The sequence below is a fragment of the Brevibacillus ruminantium genome (assembly GCF_023746555.1).
In the GTDB taxonomy this organism is placed as follows: Bacteria; Bacillota; Bacilli; order Brevibacillales; family Brevibacillaceae; genus Brevibacillus; species Brevibacillus ruminantium.
Window position 1 is genome coordinate 3,589,398 of sequence record NZ_CP098755.1, and the last position, 17,213, is coordinate 3,606,610.

Annotated in this window: 26 protein-coding genes and 1 pseudogene; 4 read left to right on the top strand and 23 right to left on the bottom strand. The window is 47.0% G+C overall.

Translation table 11 applies throughout. The features are described from left to right. Nucleotides 1-73: 73 nt before the first annotated feature. Entirely contained in the window at nt 74-292 is a 219-nt protein-coding gene (locus NDK47_RS17870) for a hypothetical protein (RefSeq protein WP_251871105.1), read from the top strand. A 1-nt stretch (nt 293) separates the two neighbouring features. On the opposite strand, the gene NDK47_RS17875 is transcribed toward NDK47_RS17870, so the two are convergent. From NDK47_RS17875 to NDK47_RS17960, 18 genes are all read right to left on the bottom strand, one after another. Beyond that, on the bottom strand, nt 294-449 hold the full coding sequence (locus tag NDK47_RS17875; protein ID WP_251871106.1) for a hypothetical protein: 156 nt from the start codon (nt 447-449) through the stop codon (nt 294-296). A gap of 30 nt (nt 450-479) precedes the next feature. Beyond that, the gene (locus NDK47_RS17880) at nt 480-1,499 is read right to left on the bottom strand and encodes a helix-turn-helix domain-containing protein (protein ID WP_251871108.1); all 1,020 of its coding nucleotides are present in this window, start codon (nt 1,497-1,499) and stop codon (nt 480-482) included. An 18-nt stretch (nt 1,500-1,517) separates the two neighbouring features. Next, nucleotides 1,518-1,973 carry a DUF1064 domain-containing protein gene (locus tag NDK47_RS17885; RefSeq protein WP_251871109.1) on the bottom strand — a complete coding sequence of 152 codons (456 nt, stop codon included), beginning with the start codon at nt 1,971-1,973 and terminating at the stop codon, nt 1,518-1,520. A gap of 41 nt (nt 1,974-2,014) precedes the next feature. Further along, on the bottom strand, nt 2,015-2,170 hold the full coding sequence (locus NDK47_RS17890) for a hypothetical protein (RefSeq protein WP_251871110.1): 156 nt from the start codon (nt 2,168-2,170) through the stop codon (nt 2,015-2,017). Between the two features lie 3 nt (nt 2,171-2,173). Beyond that, entirely contained in the window at nt 2,174-2,377 is a 204-nt protein-coding gene (locus NDK47_RS17895) for a hypothetical protein (RefSeq protein ID WP_251871111.1), read from the bottom strand. After that, nucleotides 2,365-3,780, bottom strand: coding sequence for a replicative DNA helicase (gene dnaB / locus NDK47_RS17900; RefSeq protein ID WP_251871113.1), 1,416 nt, complete (start codon nt 3,778-3,780; stop codon nt 2,365-2,367). The genes NDK47_RS17895 and dnaB overlap by 13 nt, the downstream gene beginning before the upstream one ends. Next, the gene (locus tag NDK47_RS17905) at nt 3,773-4,369 is read right to left on the bottom strand and encodes an ATP-binding protein (RefSeq protein ID WP_251871114.1); all 597 of its coding nucleotides are present in this window, start codon (nt 4,367-4,369) and stop codon (nt 3,773-3,775) included. The genes dnaB and NDK47_RS17905 overlap by 8 nt, the downstream gene beginning before the upstream one ends. Before the next feature lie 187 nt (nt 4,370-4,556). Next, nucleotides 4,557-5,552: a hypothetical protein gene (locus tag NDK47_RS17910; protein WP_251871116.1), complete on the bottom strand. Its 996-nt coding sequence runs from the start codon at nt 5,550-5,552 to the stop codon at nt 4,557-4,559. A 212-nt stretch (nt 5,553-5,764) separates the two neighbouring features. Next, nucleotides 5,765-6,628: a recombination protein RecT gene (recT, locus tag NDK47_RS17915; RefSeq protein WP_251871117.1), complete on the bottom strand. Its 864-nt coding sequence runs from the start codon at nt 6,626-6,628 to the stop codon at nt 5,765-5,767. 31 nt (nt 6,629-6,659) lie between these two features. Beyond that, the gene (locus NDK47_RS17920) at nt 6,660-7,559 is read right to left on the bottom strand and encodes a YqaJ viral recombinase family nuclease (protein ID WP_251871118.1); all 900 of its coding nucleotides are present in this window, start codon (nt 7,557-7,559) and stop codon (nt 6,660-6,662) included. A 105-nt stretch (nt 7,560-7,664) separates the two neighbouring features. Next, on the bottom strand, nt 7,665-7,871 hold the full coding sequence (locus tag NDK47_RS17925) for a hypothetical protein (protein ID WP_251871120.1): 207 nt from the start codon (nt 7,869-7,871) through the stop codon (nt 7,665-7,667). Between the two features lie 291 nt (nt 7,872-8,162). Continuing rightward, nucleotides 8,163-8,393 (bottom strand): hypothetical protein, encoded by a 231-nt coding sequence (locus tag NDK47_RS17930; RefSeq protein ID WP_251871121.1) that lies wholly within the window; start codon nt 8,391-8,393, stop codon nt 8,163-8,165. Continuing rightward, complete coding sequence (locus NDK47_RS17935; protein ID WP_251871122.1) at nt 8,374-8,613, bottom strand: hypothetical protein; 240 nt, start codon at nt 8,611-8,613, stop codon at nt 8,374-8,376. Before NDK47_RS17935 ends, NDK47_RS17930 begins: the two co-directional genes overlap by 20 nt. 65 nt (nt 8,614-8,678) lie before the next feature. Continuing rightward, entirely contained in the window at nt 8,679-8,849 is a 171-nt protein-coding gene (locus NDK47_RS17940) for a hypothetical protein (RefSeq protein WP_251871123.1), read from the bottom strand. After that, nucleotides 8,825-9,064: a hypothetical protein gene (locus NDK47_RS17945; protein ID WP_251871124.1), complete on the bottom strand. Its 240-nt coding sequence runs from the start codon at nt 9,062-9,064 to the stop codon at nt 8,825-8,827. Before NDK47_RS17945 ends, NDK47_RS17940 begins: the two co-directional genes overlap by 25 nt. A 16-nt stretch (nt 9,065-9,080) precedes the next feature. After that, the gene (locus NDK47_RS17950) at nt 9,081-9,347 is read right to left on the bottom strand and encodes a helix-turn-helix domain-containing protein (RefSeq protein WP_251871125.1); all 267 of its coding nucleotides are present in this window, start codon (nt 9,345-9,347) and stop codon (nt 9,081-9,083) included. A 125-nt stretch (nt 9,348-9,472) separates the two neighbouring features. After that, nucleotides 9,473-9,688: a hypothetical protein gene (locus tag NDK47_RS17955; RefSeq protein ID WP_251871126.1), complete on the bottom strand. Its 216-nt coding sequence runs from the start codon at nt 9,686-9,688 to the stop codon at nt 9,473-9,475. A 532-nt stretch (nt 9,689-10,220) separates the two neighbouring features. Continuing rightward, complete coding sequence (locus NDK47_RS17960; protein ID WP_251871127.1) at nt 10,221-10,442, bottom strand: helix-turn-helix transcriptional regulator; 222 nt, start codon at nt 10,440-10,442, stop codon at nt 10,221-10,223. 160 nt (nt 10,443-10,602) lie between these two features. Here NDK47_RS17960 and NDK47_RS17965 point away from each other — a divergent pair, with 160 nt between their 5' ends. The 3 genes from NDK47_RS17965 (at nt 10,603) to NDK47_RS17975 (ending at nt 13,211) form a co-directional block, all read left to right on the top strand. Beyond that, complete coding sequence (locus NDK47_RS17965) at nt 10,603-11,049, top strand: helix-turn-helix domain-containing protein (protein WP_251871129.1); 447 nt, start codon at nt 10,603-10,605, stop codon at nt 11,047-11,049. A 276-nt stretch (nt 11,050-11,325) separates the two neighbouring features. After that, entirely contained in the window at nt 11,326-12,429 is a 1,104-nt protein-coding gene (locus tag NDK47_RS17970; RefSeq protein WP_251871130.1) for a three-Cys-motif partner protein TcmP, read from the top strand. A 59-nt stretch (nt 12,430-12,488) separates the two neighbouring features. Continuing rightward, nucleotides 12,489-13,211, top strand: a complete 723-nt coding sequence (locus tag NDK47_RS17975; RefSeq protein WP_251876231.1) for a DUF5131 family protein — start codon at nt 12,489-12,491, stop codon at nt 13,209-13,211. Between the two features lie 57 nt (nt 13,212-13,268). Here NDK47_RS17975 and NDK47_RS27725 read toward each other — a convergent pair. The 5 genes and pseudogenes from NDK47_RS27725 to NDK47_RS18000 all read right to left on the bottom strand — a co-directional run. After that, nucleotides 13,269-13,616: pseudogene (locus NDK47_RS27725) on the bottom strand (sigma-70 family RNA polymerase sigma factor); the annotation flags it as partial. A 282-nt stretch (nt 13,617-13,898) separates the two neighbouring features. Further along, on the bottom strand, nt 13,899-14,087 hold the full coding sequence (locus tag NDK47_RS17985) for a hypothetical protein (protein ID WP_251871131.1): 189 nt from the start codon (nt 14,085-14,087) through the stop codon (nt 13,899-13,901). A 38-nt stretch (nt 14,088-14,125) separates the two neighbouring features. Continuing rightward, on the bottom strand, nt 14,126-15,142 hold the full coding sequence (locus tag NDK47_RS17990; RefSeq protein ID WP_251871132.1) for a hypothetical protein: 1,017 nt from the start codon (nt 15,140-15,142) through the stop codon (nt 14,126-14,128). A gap of 166 nt (nt 15,143-15,308) precedes the next feature. After that, the gene (locus NDK47_RS17995; RefSeq protein ID WP_251871133.1) at nt 15,309-15,875 is read right to left on the bottom strand and encodes a GNAT family N-acetyltransferase; all 567 of its coding nucleotides are present in this window, start codon (nt 15,873-15,875) and stop codon (nt 15,309-15,311) included. Nucleotides 15,876-16,134: 259 nt separating this feature from the next. Further along, nucleotides 16,135-17,202, bottom strand: a complete 1,068-nt coding sequence (locus NDK47_RS18000; RefSeq protein WP_251871134.1) for an HD-GYP domain-containing protein — start codon at nt 17,200-17,202, stop codon at nt 16,135-16,137. Nucleotides 17,203-17,213 lie beyond the last annotated feature (11 nt).

The window sequence follows — 17,213 nt, forward strand, 5'->3', positions numbered from 1 at the left end:
CCCCCACTTAACATAATTGAGAATTTGTACCCACCTCACTCCCGCGCTACTATGTAGACAAGGAGTGATTCTTGTGCAGAAATCTTTTTATTTTCCTGTCCCTTGGGGAGACATAAGCTATTTGAGAGAAGCCTTGATCATAATGGAATTACCGTTCTGGATTGAGCAGCCTTCCGATCGCTTGGAGTTGGCCCCAGGCGAGGTAGCGATTGTGTTCAGTGACATGCATGTAAGAGATTACAATGCTGTACGAGAATTATTTGGAGGCCATGGAAAGCGGTATCCAGAGTAGGCTATTTTCGTCCGTTCCAGGTTGGCCGCCCGCCGCCGACCTTGTAGTTATTGATTGAAGGGTTGATGCCAGATTTTTTGATATGTTCGTTCACTTCCCTCCTGATCAGGAAGGCTTGTCTCCACGGATGGTCTGATCTTGGCTTTATCGCTGTCATACGAACCCACCTTTTAGGAGAGGAGCAGCTTTACGCCGCTCCCTGTTCTCCATCGCTATTGAGTTGTGACAGATGTTCGGTCACCAGCTTTTTGTATTCCCTCCACTCCGTCTGGAGCTTACCGGAAGATACCCCGAGGCCTTTCGCCAGCTCGATCCACGTCTCCCCGTCCTTTTTCCGCCGCAGCAGATCAGGGAAGTCAAAGGTAATGCCCTCGAACGCTGGAGCTTGTCCGCTCAGAATAAAGGCTTCCAGCTTTTCTTTATCGATTGCTGCGGCAGCAACATCTTGTGTTTCTCCACCATCGGTTCCTTCCTTCGGGTCTTCTTCGGGCTGTTCCGTAGGAGCTGCGGAAGCTTCCTGCTCATCAGAATCATCGCAGCCCTCTGCCTTATCGTCTTCTGCGGAATCTTGATTTTCGGCGTGTTCTTCGGTTGCATCGTCGTTTTGGTCAACAGGCTTGGATTCTTCTGTCTTTTTGAGCTCAGCCTTGCTTTTTCTCCATTCATCCCATTTCATTGCCAAAGGAGCGATTCGGGTGTAATAGCGATCTACAAGTTCAACGATCCTTCCGCTTGACAGACCCAACTCGGATGCAATCTTCATGTAGGTTTCTCCGTCAAGTTTTCGTTGAATGATGTTCCGGATGTCATAAGGCGTATCATAAAATTCGGGCGCGAACCCTTCTCGAATAAAGTCGTCAATCACGGAACGATCGGCCTCTACCTGCTCTTCTTTGGTCGGAATCTTCTCTTTCGGCAATCCAAGCTCCGCCTCAAGCTGCTCTCCTTCGGATTTCACTTCTTGAACGATTCCGGTGTCATCCACCTTGTATTCGATTACGGGTTTATTAGTTTTCGTGTTGATCGTCACGTTGTAATTTACGACGAGAGAGTCCAGCGATGCTTCGGCCCTTCGGTCGATCATACTGCTCAGTGGTTCGATTTTTCCTTGCAGATCACTGATGCTTGTCTCCAAAACGATTTCTACGATACCTTTTGGTTTCATGTTCACTTTCTTCACCAGTGGTTTGAATTCCATGTAGCTCATCTTTCACACTCTCCCTTGTTAAATTGCTTTTTTCTCGGCACGTTTTTTCTCTTTCCATTCATCCGTGGTGATCCAGCCGCCGTACTTCATAACCTTTTTCAGCAAGGTCAGCTTCATGTTTGGGTATTTGTACTGGAACATCTTTGCCTTGATCTTAAAGGCTTCCGTCTCTTCTCCCTTGATGTCGATAACTTCCAGCGTCCCGTTCAGATGGAGGACTTCAAAGTCGGCTTTATAGGTAATGGCTTGCAGTTTTTTGCCGTTTCGGACGCATTTTTCTTGGAGAACATACACAGGTTGCAGCCGCATGTCTTTGATTTCTCCAGCAGCCAGCATTTCTTTCAGGACAAGGTAGTATTCCGACTCGGCCTTGGAATCAAACGTGATTCCGTCAACAACCGTCTTTTTATTCTTGTACTTGGAACGCTTTGGCTGCTGATCGTCTGCGTTGACTTGACTCTTGAATCGATTCATAACCCTCTACTCCCTCCCGCTTTCCTTGGCTTTAGCTCGGTTTATGCGGAGCGTCCCGTCTGTCTTTCAAGTTCCAACCGTCCCAATAGATCATGCAATTCGGTGGTCGAAACTTCCGACAGCGGCCTCCCCCCGATCTGATGAACCTTGAAATCATGTTCCAACTTGTGGATGATTGCCTTTCTCAGAAGTACCAAGCGTTATTCCCCTCCTCGTTTCACCATGTAGACAAACTGATTGTCTTTCGATTGCGCCTTATAATCCACGTACCTGGTAGCGTACGCTACCCACCATTCCCGCATGGCTGCCGACCGTGTTTCCGGGTCTTCAATCATTAGGAGCCTTTCGGGAATTGGGACCTTGATCGGTATCTCACCGGAAAAATCGTTGCCTACCTGCGCCATGGCGGATCATCGTCCTCGTCGTCTTGCTCAAGGGTTTCCGCGAAACTGATCTGCTGCGGGCGGGCAAGGTCAACGAACTTGTTGTATTCCTTCAAGAACGCCAGCTCCACCGTTCCGGTCGGGCCATTACGCTGTTTGGCAATGATGATTTCGATGACATTTTTGTTCTCGGTTTCCTTGTCGTAATAGTCATCGCGATAGAGAAAGGCAACGATGTCCGCGTCCTGCTCGATGGAACCTGATTCACGGATATCGGACATCATCGGGCGTTTATCTTGTCGCTGCTCCACTGAACGGCTCAACTGGGATAAAGCGATCACCGGGACGTTCAGTTCCCTAGCGATTCCCTTCAACGTACGGGATATCTCGGACACTTCTTCCTGCCGGTTCCCCGCCTTGTTTCCGCTTCGGACTAATTGCAGGTAATCGATCAGGATGGCTCCGAGTCGGCCACCATGATCGTTCATCAGCCGCATGGCTTTCGCTTTGATCTCGCTGACGGTGATACCAGGCGTGTCATCGATGAAGATTGGTTTCTTTGACAAACTCGCCATCGCTTCGGTGAGTTTGATCCAATCGTCTGCTTCTAGTAGTCCGGTCCGAAGCCGATCAGCTTCAAGGTTTGCTTCCGCGCAGATCATTCGCTGCAAGAGTTGTTCTGCGCCCATCTCAAGTGAGAAGATGGCAATAGGGTCCATCGTCCTCTCTGCTGCCCTTTGGGACACATTTAGTGCAAAAGCAGTTTTTCCAACCGAGGGACGGGCGGCTATGATAATCAAATCAGACCTCTGAAATCCTCTCGTGAGGCGGTCCAAATCCTGATAACCACTTGGCAATCCTGTAACTTCTCCAGCCACACTATTGGCATTCTGTTCAATCGAATCGTAGACATTTAACAGAACATCCTTCGTTGACCGAAACCCCTTGCTATGAGAGGTAGCAGCTACTTCCTGAAGCGACTTCTCCATGAACTCGACGGCAAGCGTAAGGTCAACCTCTTCCTCAATCAAACGAGGCAACCGTAATGCCGATAGATAAAGCTTCCGAAGCTGAGCTTTCTCACGAACGATTCTGGCGTAATGTTCCACATTGGATGCCGTCGGTACGGACCCGGCTATCTGGGTCAGGTAGCCAACTCCGCCGATCTCATCAAGGAGTTTCCTGTCCTGCAATTCCGTCGTGACTGTGACCAGATCGATTGCTTTTCCGCTTTCGTTCAGGTCGGCCATCACTTGATACAAACGCTGATGTTGCGTCAGATACATGTCCTCCGGTGAGCACAGAGAGTACGCCAGAGGGAAATAGGTTTGATTCAAGAAGACAGCTCCGATGACGCTTTGTTCTGCTTCTGTGCTGTAAAAGCCGGGGGATAATACTTCTGGGGGAATTATCGTGTTATCCAAGCCCTTTCACCCTCCCAGCAAGCCAGTCATGGTGCCTATCGTTTATCAGCCCGCGCTCGCTTTCACCATTCAACGTAACCGTAATCGCATTTTCCAAGATGCGGTCGGCAATACGCGCTCCCTGATTTCCCATCCACTGTTCCAGCTCTCCTGTCGTGAAATTGCTCGAGTAGATAATGGGTCTCTTTTGGCTCCGAGCGTTGATCACATCGAGCAGTTTCTCAGCCCGGGAGTCATATGGGACCTCGCCACCCACGTCATCCAAGAGCAGTACATCGCATGTGTATAAAACTTTCAGGAGCCGACGTTCGTACTCGTAATCCTCCACTTTCGCCACCTCTCGGAACCGTTGGAACATGTGGTAGGTGGTCATGAATACTGCCGATATGTTCCGACTCATCAACGCTTTGTAGATGCCTGTGAGAAGGTGGGTTTTTCCCAACCCGTTCGGCCCGTTGAAATAAAGTCCAAGTCCAGGTTGTTCCTGCTGCCATTCGATGTATGTATCCGCAAAGTTGTTGGCGATCTTAATGGCATTACCGCAGCCGGCCCGTTCCCTGTAGTTCCCCAACGTCGCATTGGGAATCAACTTGTTTCTGCTGGTAAATTCCTGACATAAGGTCAGCCAGTCACGTTGCCGTTTTTCAGCCTCAAGTGCCTCTCTTGCCCTTGTTTCGCATGGGCAAGTGACCGCCCCCCACCGAACCTGGCCGAATATCTCCACTCGTGTTGGCTCTAACAGAGAACCGCAATGTGGGCACTGCCTTGATGCGGGTTTAGAAGCTTCGTCGTCTCTGGTGATACGCTGCACGCTCTGATTCAGTACCTGTTGGAGCGATTTCACGGCCAGCACCCCCCTGATTCCTGAGCTTTATCATTTTCTGCCGTGCCTCGTACTCTGTTGTCCGCCGGATAATCCCGTAGGTGTAGTCCTCCGGCTTGTCGTCGTGCTGCAGAATGTGAACGCTGAGAGCGTAGAGGATAATGGCTGCCCGGCCATCCGGGGTGTCAGCTAGTTTCTTGTTATGCCAATAGGTCAACAGCTTGTCCCATATCTTCTTGGCTTTGCTGGTTGCGATCCGCCCAGTCGCCCTTTTCAGGCGAATGGTGTTGAAATATTCCAGGAAGAGTTTTCTCGGCAAAGTCGATATGGGGTTGACGAGCATTTGCGAGTCAACAAAAGCTTCCACATGTTCAAAACTCGACAACTGCTCGCATAAGTCTTTTAATTCTTTTTGTTGTTTATCTGTAGTTAATACTGCTGTTAAGGAGTCGCCCTCAAATTCGCCCTTGTATTCGTCCTTCAATTCGCCCTCACCCTCTTTCGATGGGCTTTCAACCGTTGATATTATTGGGTTTTCAGGAGGGGCCAATTCGCCCTTCAATTCGCCCTCGTATTCGCCCTTTAATTCGCCCTTGTGAAAATCGTTGAAAACCATTTTCTGGTTTTTATAGGTCGACAAATCTTGGAGATTTTCATAGTCGACAATCGTTACGATGATGCCTTTTTTTCGATCCTTGAAGGACTCGACCGTAATGAGTCCATGCTGCTTTAAATATTCCAAGGAACCTCTGATTTGCTTTTCCGTCCAGCCCGTGTCTTTTGCCAGCTGGAGAACAGAGGTGATAAGCTGCCCCCGTTTACATCCAGCTGTATCTCTGAAATTCGCCTGCTCAACCAAGTCGAAAAACAGAAGCTTGTCCCTCTTGGATCTCCAGGATGAACGGGGAAGGACAAAAAACCCCGTTGTCCCGTATTCTGATATGCCCATCCCCAGTCCCCCTCTTTTTAAGCCACTCTACGGTCGCGTACTACTTCAAGGAAGGTAAAAGGGGCTTCCCATGGTGGTGGCGCATTCTTCCGCTTACTCATGCATGTAAGGACTACCCATAGTTCTCCGTTGCGCCAGAAGGTCTTGGACACCTTCCAGCGCATGGATCACAATTCATATACCTGTCCTTTCAACCCGGTCACCCCCATGGCTTACCCCCCGGAAAAAAGATCAGCTTCTTGCTCTTCCGTCGCTTCCTCTTGTTCTTGCTGCTCCCGAGCTTCTGGAGAATCTTCAACAGCGTATGCGTCTGCATCAATCCATGGAACGGTTGACATATCTTCCGAAATGTCATGCTTCACAGTGCCTTCCTGCTCGACAACGCGGGCATCGTCCACACTGATCGGTAGGTACTTCCAAGCCCGACGAATAACCGTTTTCTTTGCCATTTCTTCGTAATGATCTTTCCAGGGGCCGGTAGGCTGCCCTTTCTTCTTGTCATATGACTTTGAAGACATCATGACCGCATCTATTTCTGCTTTTGTCATAACTTCGATGTAATGACCGCCACCAACAAAGTGTGCCACCATGTAAACCAGTTTCATCTTCCCTCGTTCGCCCTGGATGCATGGCTTATGAATCAGCCTTTCTTCAAGGCCGTATTCAAACTGAAACTCGTCGTTTTCATAGACAATCCTTGCCGCAATGGACTGTATGTTTCCGCTTCGCCTGGCAAGCTCAATCATTCCCTTGTAGGAAATAATGAATGTTGCCTCAAATGACTTAAGTTTCTCTGACCAAAATGGAACCAGATAGCAATGTCCTAATACCCCTGGTTCCAATCCAAGCTGTGCAGATTGCATGAGAGATGACAATAACGAAGGTGTCGAGCAAGTCATCAGTTTGGGATTGGTTCGGATGCAAAATGTAGCAATTCGTAAAAACTTGTTTACATCCATGTTGTTTCCAGCTGCTTGCGCGAACTGGTTTTTTCTTGACTCAATCAGGTCAAAAATCGTCATTTCCTTTTTTTCAGGAGCCGATGTACCGGCCCGCTGAGCCAATTTGCCAGCCATGTCTTGCGGGCTACCCATGAATCATGACCTCCTAAGTGGCTTTGGGTATGTAAAGCCTTGTGTGCGCTTTTTTGACAAAGCTCATCGTCTTCTCAGGAATGACAGAGCGTGTCACCTTTTTGTCCCCGATCCATCCGATCGCATTATCTTTCATGGCATACATGATTTTGTTGTGTGCCTCGGCTTTCAGCATTTCAAACTCTTTGATTTTGGCGGACGCTTCATGATATTGCCTTAACCATTCTTCCGCTTCGTCCGGCAAAATGATCTCCTGACCATTGGACACTGGATACATTTGCTTTAAGAGCTCTGTTGTCGATTCCGCTCCATCTACCGCAGGCGGGATGTCCTGTTCAACCAATCTCCAAAAATCCGTTTCGATGGTGATCAGGTGGGCGATAACCTCGTCGTTTCGGTCAATCCGTTTATGCCGGAAGTCATTTCCTCCAATCAGAACAGCGATGTAGGCAAACTGGAGGCCGGTAACAGCCAGGTAGTGTTGAACCTGCAGGTAGTAATGATCCGGTATGTTATCCTCGTCCCATTCGGCTGCCAGATACTTGTCTGCCGTTTTGCACTCAAGCACCCCATGCATCCCGTCCATATGAATCAAGCGGTCAAGATTCGCCAGCATGAAGGGATAATTCGGATGCTGTAGTAACTCATGAACTGGCTCGATTTTCAGGCCTGTTCGTTCGGCAAACTCTTCTGCGACAATCGGCTCCAACTTTCGACCAAAACGAGCTGCCTGGGATTCCTCTTGCGTGGGTTCAACCTTGCCTGTCTTTTCGAGCCAAACTGCAATTGGAGAACGGTACTTACTGAACCCAGCAACAGACCCGGCATCAGATCCTCCAATACCTTTCTTTCTCCACATGAGCCATTCAGAGTAAGCCATATTATCTGTGGAGACCAAACTCACAGCTTGCACTGGACCACTCCCCTTGTGTTAATAAGGCCGATAAGCTACGATAGAAGTACGATTCCCAATCGTAGCTTTATCGACAGAGGACTCAGCGTTGCAGCGCTGGGTCTTTTACTTTTCATCCGCACAATCTTCACATGTTCTGGGGTACCCAGGCTCTGCAAAATCGTCCATATACGTGCCGCATACTTGACATAGCAGACCAGATAGAATCATTTCAGCTACTTCTCCCAATCCAAACACCCCCTTCCGTTTGGTCACGAGGCCGCCGGCAGCCCTACCCGCATCTGCCAGCCGTTGCAACCCTCTGTTACCCACGCTCTTTGCCTCGCTATGTAATTTTCAGGTCGGGCAGGGACTCGAACCCTGCATCAGTTTGCCGCTTAGTTTATAGTCGCCACGTTTCGGACTGACTTCACTGAAAAGCCGGGTAGGTATTTTACGAGCAGTTCATGTCCGCTCAACTCCTATAAGCGCCGGGGATTCTCACCCCTACTTTGCCCACTGTAAGGCGCTGCGTGTTACCGTTCCGCAACCGACCTGGGAGGTTCGAGCCTCCGTGCAAAACCAGCCATTCCGCTGATCCTGCACGCAGGGCCGAAGCCCGCGTTATTTCAACAATCGTTTCGCCTGCTGCCGGATCTCCTCACGAAATTCTTTTGGAGCCATAGTCGCCCGTGCGTCAATGATCAACTCCAATTCCTCAATCACGTCCCGAGCGGTCCATTCCAGTTGGTCTCCGTCTTCGTCTGTATCAAAAGCCAGTGGCTGAAGGTACTTCTGTCTGATGGGCTCCGTCTGCTCAACATAGGCGACGAAATCAGGCGCTTGCTGGCTCATATTTTTTCGCCACCTGTAGAGCAGCCAGATACTTTTTCCGGCATTCGATCTCGTACCATAAGTCACGCTTGTGTGCATCCAACTGTTCGAGTTGACGTTTCAGTTTGACATACTCCGCATCGACTGCTCGCCACTCTTCGTCAGCCTCTCTGCGGGCTTCTTGCAGGTTTGCAAGCTCTCGTTCCAAATCAGCGATTTCCATTGTCAGAGCCTTTTTCATTGGGCTTGTCCTCCTTTAGTAGCTGTGGTAAGCTACAGTTATCCCGAATATTCGTTCTGGTTTGATCAGGCGGTCTGTTGCGAGCAGGCCGTCTTTTCCATTTCCTTGAGTTGTTCAACGATTTCCCTTGTGATCTGGAGGTAGATTTCATGTGCTACAAGATCACCTGCCGTTTTCACCACCATCATCATCCTTTGATAAAAATGAAGCTTCATTCGCAAGGTCTGTTCATCCATGACGTTTCTTTCCTCCCCTGACCTAATATCCGTAACATCCATGCTTCCTCTCGTTGGCGCTTGATCTCTAACACCTTCTCAGCCGTGATTCTTTTTTTGCGGGCGTCCAGTTCCATTCCCATTTGCTCGCTTCGTTTTGCGGTATCGAGAAGCGCGTCGACAATGTGGACCAACTGCTCCTCATCCAATCCATCCAGGCACTCCTTGATTTGCAACTGCTTGTCCCTCCTTTCAAAACAGCCAGTAAGTCAACATGATTCCTGTCGTAAAGAATTGCTGCATGATAGTAAGCCCATCCATCCCTAGGAAAAAAGCAACAGCCACTTCTTTTGCTCCTGTTGCATCAATCCAGTTTAAGAACGTCGGAATATCCCAAGTTTTCTTGTCATCCTCAAGCTTGCTGATACAACTTTGTGAGCGATTGAGCATTACTGCTAATTGTTCCTGCGTTAATCCAGCGCGTTCTCTGCACGCTTGCATAATCGCCCCAACCTTCACATCTAGAACCTCCCTTTTTTTAAAATATTCCAAATCGGAATAGGCGATTTATTTACAAGGTTTTACAATAAGGTTGTGCTCATCTTTCAGACTCTCCCTCGTGCTCACGATGGGGAGTTTTCTTTTCACCAATCGATCAAGTTAGAAACGGACATCGTTTGTGCTTGGCCGTACTCATGCTTTTCCAGCACGTGTATGGCATCGACTAAGGCTTTGCACTCTGCGTAGGAAGGGCAGTCAGTCAATTTTTTGTACTCTCCTTTGCCACCGCGCCATTCCTGACGGAGCATGCCCAGATGCCAATAAAGATGCGGTTCAATGCTACGGATGACATGATCCAACTTTTTCACCTCGCTTTCATCAGAGAAGAGAACTCACTACTTGCGGATCAGGTAAAAACTGAGTTGGCCGCAATTGTTTGAAATGTGGAGTACTTGCCAACCCTGAGCCAGCTTTTCGCTTGCCTCTTTCGTACATTTTGTTTGGCAGATTTCTTTGATCTCAGATACATCCAAGCCTTACACCCCCTTTGCATCACACAACTGCATGCAGCATCAAAGTCATGGCAGTGACCTAACCGTTTCCTTGCCTGGCATTTGACCTTGTCCAGATGGCCCGGTCTGATGTATTTCGGCTCGGCTCCCTTTGCAGATTGTCGCTCGCTCCCGCTCGTTTGGTGCTCTATGCAGTTGTGTGGATTGGAAATCAAACAATCATTTTTCAGAGACAGATTTACTGGAATGCGTTTCAAGTTTATTGAGAATAATCTTTTGAGCCGATACATATGCGTTTTTTAACACCTGCTCAAAGAGGGGCCCTTTTATGACGATCACCTCACGTCTTCGGGTAGACTTTTCCATTTGGATCAACCTTTCAGGCTAATTTTTGTCCTATTTTGTCACAATTATTTTCAAAAAAAAGAGTCCAATCACAATCAAAAGCACTTGCTATTTTTTTTGCTGTTTTTACAGCGACGGAACTGCCATTTTCTGCTTTGGTGTATGTGGAACGCTCTACTCCAGCAAGTTCCGCAGCCTTTTCCTGTGTAAGACCTTTACTGTTTCGCATGTTGATCAACCAGGTACGACGTTTCATTCTTCACCATCCTTCCGAAAAGTTTTTGTTCTGTATGATCACATTATAATGTTCTATTTCGTCACAGTCAACACTTTTTGTTCTTTATTGGAACACCCATTTCGTTGTGATGTTTTATCACATATAATTGACTATAGTCAACACGTTGGAGGTGAGAGTCATGTTCCTAGGCCAGCGTTTAAAGGAGTGCAGGAAGGCAAAAAAACTGACACAACAGGAACTATCAGATGCTTTAAGCCTTAACCGCTCTACGTACGCAAAATACGAAACAGGGGATAATGAGCCTGATAACCAAACCCTCCAAAAACTAGCCGATTTCTTCGATGTAAAGATTGATTACCTTCTGGGGAGAACTAACGATCCCTCCCCATCCGAAAAAAAGGACAAGCTTGAAAAATCTCGAGACGAACTCCTTCAAGAACTAACCGACGATCCTGATGACTTCTTCTTCCTTGATGGTTACCTTGATGCATCCGATGAAGAAAAAAGAGAGCTACGAAGGTCTTTTTACGAAATCAAGAAACAAATGCGTGAAAACAAAGTTAAGTCTTATAAACCACCTTCTCTGTTTGATCTTACTGAAGGCATTGAGAAGGATAAAAAGTAAATACACATACAAAACCCTCTATGCACCTAGACCTACTTTCTTCGTTTAGGATGCATGGAGGGTATTTTTTTACATTCACAACTACTTGTTATGTAAAGTTTGGGTAAATAGTAGGTGATTAACATAGGGTTATAAACCTACGCTACGTGAATTTCTTCTACATACTGGCTTTGCGTATTCTTACTCTTTTTTGACAAGGTAGATACCGCTACTTGGTCATAGAAAGGGTTTGGATATATCAAATGGTTGCAATATTTAACTTGGAGGTAGAGAAGGATGACTGTATTTTTTGAAGAAGCATTAGAACAATCAGAAGTCAAAGCTGCAATCGTTGCAAAGTATTTCTTTGCCTGGGCAAAAATAATAGCACCTCGTAGTAACAAAGTTGCTTATCTAGACCTTTTTTGTGGACCAGGTAGATATAAGGACGGTACAAAATCAACCCCAATCAAAGTATTAGAAGCGTGTATAAATGACAATGTACTTCGTGAGAAGGTAGTTACGATCTTTAACGACGGAAATGAAGATTTAATACAAAATCTCGAAGAAGAGATTAAAAAAATTCCAAGAATTAATGAACTCAAACATGAACCCGAAACCATGCTCGGCGAGATTGATGACGAAGTTGCTGAGTTTTTCTCGTCTACCAGTCTAGTCCCTACGTTTGCATTTGTTGACCCTTTCGGATACAAAGGTCTGAGTACGAAACTTATAAAGGGACTTACAAAAGACTGGGGTTCAGATTGCATCTTCTTCTTTAATTACAATCGTATAAATATGGGGATAACGAATAAGATCGTAGAAAAGCATATGAATTCCATCTTTGGTGAGGAATATGCTAATGAGCTACGACAAAAAGTTGCAAACATGTCTCCTGATGAACGTGAGTTAACGATTGTGAACGCTCTAGCTCATTCTCTATCAGATGATGGAAAAAATTATGTTCTGCCCTTTAGGTTTGCTCGAGAAAACGGACGGACGAGCCATTATTTAATTTTCTTTTCCAAACATATTCTTGGGTATGAAATTATGAAAGAGATCATGTGGAGAGAAAGTTCAGAACACGAAGACGGTGTGGCGAGTTTCTCTTATTTACCTGTTACTGATAAACAGCTTGATTTTCTATACGCGCTTAATAAACCATTAGACATGCTCGGCGACGAACTTCTTGAGGTGTTTTCAGGAAAAACTCTTACACTTGAAGAGATATATCGTCGGCACCATGTAAATACGCCCTTCGTAAGGAATAATTACAAAGAGGCACTGCGTAGATTGGAGGATGCTGGGTCTGTAACTTGTGAACCACCTGCTGCGAAGCGCCGTAAGATTAAAGGAAAAGTTTCCTTTGCTGATCACGTTAAAGTAACTTTCCCTAGATAGGAACGATTGTTCTCATTAACCATATGTGCTAATATTATGCAGAAAGGAGGTTTTTCTAAATGGCTTCTTCCTCCAGTATTGAATGGACTGAGGCAACATGGAACCCCGTCACTGGTTGTACAAAAATTTCCGAAGGTTGTAGGCATTGTTATGCTGCAACAATGGCGAAAAGACTAGTTGCAATGGAAAATCCTCGTTATAAAAATGGCTTTAATGTTACTCTTCATTACGATTTAATCGAAACGCCACTTCGCTGGAAAAAACCAAGAAGAATATTTGTTAATTCCATGTCAGATCTTTTTCATAAAGACGTTCCACTCGAGTTCATCCAAAAAGTCTTTGTTACTATGGAAAAAGCGTCCTGGCACACTTTTCAAATTCTTACGAAGCGCTCTGATCGTCTAGCTGAGTTAGCTCCTTATTTACCCTGGCCCCAAAATGTATGGCAGGGAGTCAGCGTTGAGGATGACCGTGTTATACATCGGATCGATCACCTTCGGACGGTTCCAGCGAAAACAAGATTCCTCTCCATTGAACCTCTTATTGGTCCGATCGAAAACCTGGATCTTGAAGGCATCCATTGGGTAATTGTTGGCGGGGAATCTGGGGCTGGAGCTCGTCCAATGAAAGAAGAATGGGTTCGTAGTATCATGCAGCAATGTAAGGATCAAGACGTTGCTTTCTTTTTTAAACAATGGGGTGGTGTTCAGAAACACCGTCACGGTAGGATGCTTGATGGCCGGACATACGATGAATATCCAAATCATCTGATACCAGTTTAAAGGGACCATAACGGTCCCTTTATTCTTGGCACTTACAACATATAACTCCACTTTTGACATTAATATCTCATTCTCAATGCAACGAGCGGCATACGTCGCCAATTTTGTCCCTTTGTCCACCTGGTAGCTTTCGATCGCTTTGATCAGGCCGATCGTACCGATGGAGATCAGGTCTTCGCTGTCTTCTCCAGTGTTTTCAAATTTTTTCACAATATGAGCAACCAGCCGCAAGTTATGCTCAATCAGTTTATTCCGTGCGACCGGGTCGCCCTTGGCCATGAGCCGGAGATACTTTTCCTCTTCCGTGTCAGGCAGCGGCTGGGGAAAAGCATTGTTTTTCACATAGGCCACGAACAGCATGATTTCTTTGATAAACAGCGATAGCGCTGCAAAGATGCTGGACACGTTTGCCACCTCCCACGAAGGATATGCGCTTATTTAACCTTATGTGGGCTCCTGCCTACACGTGCATGTACGCGGGAACTCTGCCAAAAAAAGAAGAACTTTGCCTGCTTCACCCCTTGTACCTGCCTGTTCTAAAGTCTAGAACAACATTTTCGCGTTATCTCCATCTGTATTTATCCTTATAAGCTAAGGGGCATGTGCAATAAAAAAAGGACTCAAGACACAAAGTCTCGAATCCTTTTGACGGTGAAAAATCAACCGTTTTTTATGATCAAGTGATGCTTACTGCTTGCGAACGAGTTCTTCCAATCGCTCCAGCCGTCTTTCCAATTCCTTCACTTTTTTCTTCAGCCCAGAGCGAACCACAAAGTAAATGATTAGCCCCACCGGCAGGCCTATCATGATTAGAAAGGCAATGATCTGAAAAAGCAGCGTCCCCCATTCGAGACTGACTGCGCCAAAGTCCAGCATGCTGAAAAACCCCCTCCCTTTCGCTTTTCTTCCCGTTTCTATTCTTTTAGAAAGTCGGCTGCTTTCTGGTAGTAGCCCTCGGCTTTCTTCTTGTAACCTGCCAGATTTTGCTCGGCAGCTGCTACACTTTTCTTCGCCTCCGCGATCGCCTCTGTCCCTGCTTGGACAGCTTCTTCAAATGCTTTTTGGCGCTCGCTTCTATTGGCAATCTCACCACTAACCTGCTGCCACAATACTTGCGCCTGATTCATATCACCTTGCAGTGTCTCAGCAATTCCGGACAGCGCCGTCGTCTTTTTCTCCACCTGGGACTGAAGCGTGCGAACACCATCCATCAGGGCGTTCATGCTGTTCGCGATCGACGATGCAATCGCACGATCCGTTTGTGTCAGCCCGGACTTCGGGCCCATGGAAGCCAGCTCTTCGGACAGCGAAGCCAAATCAGTCAGATGCTGCTCGAAAATGGCCAGGTCCCCAGAAATCTGGTATTCGGATATGTATTTGATATTTTCTGCAATGTCGGATTCCAGCTTGCCAAACTGCTCGACTTTTTTATTCATTTCCGCTTTTTCTTGCGCTTTCCGTTCAGCCATTTCCTTCTGGACGGCTTCTGCCTTTTCACTGACCTGCTTTTGCAAAGCATCTAGCTTTGTCTGGTACTCCTCCGTTTGCATGGCAAGCAATTCGGTGTTGGCCTCGTAATGTTCTCGCCATGTATCCTGTAGCACCAGCCTCTCCCTGTTGACCGACGCTGCCAGGCTTTCTCCTTGACCTTCGGCGGCGTGCAGCTTTAGACTCTCCCCCTCTACCGTGCCCTCATAGAGATAACGGTTATTTTTTAATTGGGGCAGGCCATCCACTGTCTCTACCTGTGCTTCGTTGATTTCCAGGGTAATCCCTTCTTTTCCAGGAAGGACCTTGGCGTACAGGATTCGATTTTCATCCTGGTAGAAGTAGCCAGCGGCATAGGTGACAGCGGTAAGAGAGCGAACTGCGATCCCTGCGCCTACCAGCACAATGAGAATCAATAGTATGAGGAACCCTTTCTTTTTCAATGGTATCCGGCGACCCCTTTACATTCTTTTTTGCAAAACCAAGCCCTTCTATTTTACCATATCCTCCCTCGGAGTCTCTCTAGCGGAGGACAGATTTCGTTCCAGAAGACTAAACCCCGGGATGCAAGACCACTGCACCCCGGGGCTATCTGACTATGACTTCTATTTAAATAGGGACCGCGAGCAGCTTTACCATATGGTGATAGAGATGGCCGCTTACCGTCAGTGAGCTGTCTGCACGATATCCGAGAGATTCGTAGAGTTTACGTGCTCGTCCATTATCATTCTCAACCAGGAGAGCAGTACGCTCATGTCCCTGCTTAATCGCTTCCTCTTCAAATCTGGCGATCAGTTGTTTTCCTAGCCCTTTTCCTCGGTGACTGGGAGAAACAACGAGCGTATCCAAATAAAATTCATCGTTGCGCGCCTCTTTCTTAATAACCGGCTCCTGCCCTGTCAGCTGCTTCAGTCGCTCTGCGAAGGGTTTGTCCAGTTCATCTGTCCGGCTTCCGTGATAGCAGATCAAAACACCGACAGGCTGACCTGCAACTACGACTACTAAGCTGTTTTCAAAGCTGATTCGATTGCTTGGCTCACTGAAAAATTTCTCCAAAACAGGAATGGCTTCTTCCGGTTTGTCTGCTCCGGTCAGCGTGTAGGCAATGTCTCCAATCGCTTCAAAGATTAGAGGTGCCGCTAAGCGCGCATCCTCTGGAGTCGCGTATCGTATCATATTGGCCTCCTTGCATCCGCGTCATTTTGTATTTGTATCAAGTCTACGGATGGACACACCGTACTATTGTGCCATAACGGAAGGAAAAGGTCGACCTCCAAAGTTTACAAACGCTTTAGAAAAACTTGGCTTATCGCCAAGTCAAATAGCGAAAGCCTTCGTTTTCCTTATACTTTCACCATTTAACGCGTTAGCGAAATTAACTTTCCGAAAGTAAAAAAAGACGCCTCTTCACAGAAGCGCCTTATCTGGCCATCCTTTATCCAATCATTTTCTCAATCATGAGCTGGCGATGATTTCGCAAATCAATGAATTCCTGTGCTCGCCTTACCAAAGGCCGCATCGGCTCGTCTTTATGGATCAGGATAATCTCTACCTCTTCTCCATTATTTAGCCTCGCTTTGGAACCCACGTACAGTTGTGCAATATAGTGTACAAAAACGCTTACAATTTCGATACTGATCAAACCGTCACAAGCCAATTTCCACATCTGCTGTGCCGCCTCAAAGGGGGAGGTTCGTGATTTGTACACACGATCCGAACAGATCGCATCAAAGATATCGGCGACCGCCAATACCTGGCTTTCAATCGGGATCTCCTCTTCTGTACGGCCCTCTGGATAACCGGAGCCATCCAGACGCTCATGATGAAGAAGCGCACAGAGTTTGAGGGTTTCACAGCTCCCCTCCATCTGGTTAATCATCTCATAGCCGTAAATGGTATGTTTCTTCATCTCGTTGAACTCCTGCTCGGTCAATTGACCCGGTTTCAACAAAATTTCCTTGGGCACCTGCATCTTGCCAATGTCATGTAAAAAGCCTGCCGCTCCCATCACCCGAGTCCGCTCCTCCTTCCACTTGAGAAGCCTGGCAATCAGGGTGGAGAGAATGCCAACATTTATGGAGTGGCGATAGGTATAGCTGTCTGCTCCTTCCAGCACATACAGTGAACGAAACAGGCTCATTCGCTTTTCCGTTGAAACAGCCACCCTCTGAAACGCCTGAGTAAATTCTTCAAGTCTCGGCATCTTTTCCAACTGAACACTTTCAAACAAACGCCTTGTATCCTCCATCGCTTCCAGATAGGAAGTGACACTCTCCTGATCCAATTCCAAACCAAACAACTGGTTAGAGATGGCTTCTCCATCTCCTTCCGACCACACTTCATCAGATACATATACGCTGCGGATTTGCTGATTTCGCAACAGTCTGATGTGGTTCTCCGTCAATACCGTTGTCTTTGGAAGAAGCAAGACTCCCGTATTGGAGTACAGATCCTGATTCAAAACTCGTCCAATAAGATTATGGCTGACCGTAACTGCCGACATAGGACCATACC

Excerpts from the sequence above, each read along its gene's own strand:
- NDK47_RS17875 (WP_251871106.1), bottom strand. The coding sequence starts at position 449 with ATGACAGCGATAAAGCCAAGATCAGACCATCCGTGGAGACAAGCCTTC.
- NDK47_RS17880 (WP_251871108.1), bottom strand. The coding sequence starts at position 1,499 with ATGAGCTACATGGAATTCAAACCACTGGTGAAGAAAGTGAACATGAAA.
- NDK47_RS17885 (WP_251871109.1), bottom strand. The coding sequence starts at position 1,973 with ATGAATCGATTCAAGAGTCAAGTCAACGCAGACGATCAGCAGCCAAAG.
- NDK47_RS17895 (WP_251871111.1), bottom strand. The coding sequence starts at position 2,377 with ATGGCGCAGGTAGGCAACGATTTTTCCGGTGAGATACCGATCAAGGTC.
- NDK47_RS17910 (WP_251871116.1), bottom strand. The coding sequence starts at position 5,552 with ATGGGCATATCAGAATACGGGACAACGGGGTTTTTTGTCCTTCCCCGT.
- recT (WP_251871117.1), bottom strand. The coding sequence starts at position 6,628 with ATGGCTGGCAAATTGGCTCAGCGGGCCGGTACATCGGCTCCTGAAAAA.
- NDK47_RS17930 (WP_251871121.1), bottom strand. The coding sequence starts at position 8,393 with ATGAGCCAGCAAGCGCCTGATTTCGTCGCCTATGTTGAGCAGACGGAG.
- NDK47_RS17935 (WP_251871122.1), bottom strand. The coding sequence starts at position 8,613 with ATGAAAAAGGCTCTGACAATGGAAATCGCTGATTTGGAACGAGAGCTT.
- NDK47_RS17940 (WP_251871123.1), bottom strand. The coding sequence starts at position 8,849 with ATGGATGAACAGACCTTGCGAATGAAGCTTCATTTTTATCAAAGGATG.
- NDK47_RS17960 (WP_251871127.1), bottom strand. The coding sequence starts at position 10,442 with ATGAAACGTCGTACCTGGTTGATCAACATGCGAAACAGTAAAGGTCTT.
- NDK47_RS17965 (WP_251871129.1), top strand. The coding sequence starts at position 10,603 with ATGTTCCTAGGCCAGCGTTTAAAGGAGTGCAGGAAGGCAAAAAAACTG.
- NDK47_RS17970 (WP_251871130.1), top strand. The coding sequence starts at position 11,326 with ATGACTGTATTTTTTGAAGAAGCATTAGAACAATCAGAAGTCAAAGCT.
- NDK47_RS17975 (WP_251876231.1), top strand. The coding sequence starts at position 12,489 with ATGGCTTCTTCCTCCAGTATTGAATGGACTGAGGCAACATGGAACCCC.
- NDK47_RS17985 (WP_251871131.1), bottom strand. The coding sequence starts at position 14,087 with ATGCTGGACTTTGGCGCAGTCAGTCTCGAATGGGGGACGCTGCTTTTT.
- NDK47_RS17995 (WP_251871133.1), bottom strand. The coding sequence starts at position 15,875 with ATGATACGATACGCGACTCCAGAGGATGCGCGCTTAGCGGCACCTCTA.
- NDK47_RS18000 (WP_251871134.1), bottom strand. The coding sequence starts at position 17,202 with ATGTCGGCAGTTACGGTCAGCCATAATCTTATTGGACGAGTTTTGAAT.